Annotated in this window: 1 protein-coding gene; it reads right to left on the reverse strand. The window is 75.4% G+C overall.

Annotated features, from left to right (window positions below; genetic code table 11):
• A partial coding sequence (locus PYV61_RS24770; RefSeq protein WP_275836553.1) for a fused MFS/spermidine synthase occupies nucleotides 1-1,966 on the reverse strand: 1,966 nt, incomplete at both ends.

Consider the following 1,966-nt stretch of genomic DNA (forward strand, 5'->3'; position numbering starts at 1 on the left):
CGCGAGCCACGCCTCGCGCAGCGGCCCGCCCGAGGCGCGCGCGGTCGGCCGCGGCGTCGCCGGCGGCGCCACCGGCGCGTCGGCGAAGCCGTACCGCCACCCGCGCAGCGCCGCCACGAGGTCGAAGCGCGACGTCTGCAGCCCGCGGAACCCGCCCGCCGACTCGCGCAGGAACCGCGTGCGCTCGGCGCCCAGGTCGAGCAGCGGGTGGAAGTCGGAGTTGGCGCGCGGCCACGCGTCGAGCACCGGCGCCAGCGCCGCGCGGTCGAGCAGCCGCAGCGCGCCCAGCGTCCCCGGGTCGAGCGGGAGCGTGCGCCGGAGGTCGCGCGCCACCTCGGGCATGTCGACCACCGACCAGTCGGCGGCGCGCACCGCGCGGTCGTTGGTCGCCACCACGAAGATGTCCGACCCCGACACAGCGTAGATCTCGTAGGCCGCGAAGTTCCGGTGCAGCGCGGCGAGCACCGTCAGCACCAGCCCGTCGTCGATCTCGTACAGGTGCAGCCACTGCCCGAACACGCCGCCCGGCGCGAGGTAGGTGCGCACCCGCGCGTAGAACTCGTCGGTGAACAGCCCCGAGACGCCGCTCACCCACGGGTTGCTCGGCTCCGACACGATCACGTCGAAGGTGCGCCGGGCGCTGGCGAAGAACGCCTTCGCGTCGTCCACCACGAACGTCGCCCGCGGGTCGTCGAAGACGCGGCGGTTGGCGGGGTAGAAGGCGCGCGACCCGGCGATCATCTCGGGCTCGATGTCGATCGTCGACAGCGCGCGCAGGTGCGGGCTGCCGAGGAGCAGGTGCGACGTCATCCCCGACCCCTGCCCGATGACCGCCGCCGTCGCCGCCCGCGGGTGGTGCGCGAGCGTGAGCAGCGGCAGCAGCGCCTGCGTCACCTGGTCGCCGGCCAGCGCGCGGCGCAGCGTGTCCGACGGCGCGGGCCTGATCCAGCCGAGCGACAGCGACGCGTCGGGCTTGCCGTTGGTGGCGAGCGTCAGCATCTGCGTGCCGAGCGCGCGGCGCACGCTCACCGTCGCCGTGCGCCCGTCGCGGTAGAACGGCACCTCGTAGCCGCGCGGGTCCGACACCTTGGCGTAGCGGTACACGCCGCTCGTCAGCGTCGCGGCGTGGAACGGGGTCATCGCCGCCACCAGCAGGAGCACGCCGAGCCCCACGACGACGGTCGGCACCAGCGCGCCCTGCCCGGCGCGTGCCGTGCGCGCGATCCACGCCGGGCGGCGCGCCGGCTCGGGGGGCGCCGCGGCGCCGTCGGCGGCCAGCGCGCCGCGCCGCGCCAGCAGCCAGAGCCCGAGCGCGACGTCGATCAGGGCGCCGGCGACGAGCAGCCACTTGAGCCCGAGCAGCGGCATCAGCACCAGCCCCGCCGCCGCCGCGCCGAGGATCGAGCCGAGCGTGTTGACGGCGTACACCTGCCCGATCGCCCGCTCGCCCGCGCCGCGCGCCATGAGGATGCGCGTGATCAGCGGCAGCGTCACGCCGGCGCAGAAGGTCGCCGGCAGCATCACCGCCAGGCAAAGGAGGTAGCGCGCCGCCGTGAAGATGCGGTATCCCCCCTCGTTCAGGTCGAGCGCGTTGAGCAGCCCGGCCATGGCGTGGAAGGTCGCCACGTACACGGGCAGCGTGGCCACCGCGAGGCTCCCCATCACCCACTGCACGACGCCGAGCGTGTGCAGCGGGTCCTCCAGTCGGTCGGCGCGCCCGCGGATCCACCACGCGCCGAGCGCGAGCCCGAGGATGAACGCCGACAGCATCAGCTCGAACGAGTGCGTGGCGCTGCCGACGACCAGCGACAGCATGCGGATCCACGCGATCTCGTAGACGAACGACGCGACCGCCGTCCCGAACGCCACCGCGAGCAGCGTCCGCACCAGCGCGCGCGGCGCCCCAGCCGGCGCAGCCTCGAGCGCCAGCGCGCCGTCCACCGGCGCGGCGTCGGCGGCGACGTCG

Source organism: Roseisolibacter sp. H3M3-2 (assembly GCF_029211165.1).
In the GTDB taxonomy this organism is placed as follows: domain Bacteria; phylum Gemmatimonadota; class Gemmatimonadetes; order Gemmatimonadales; family Gemmatimonadaceae; genus Roseisolibacter.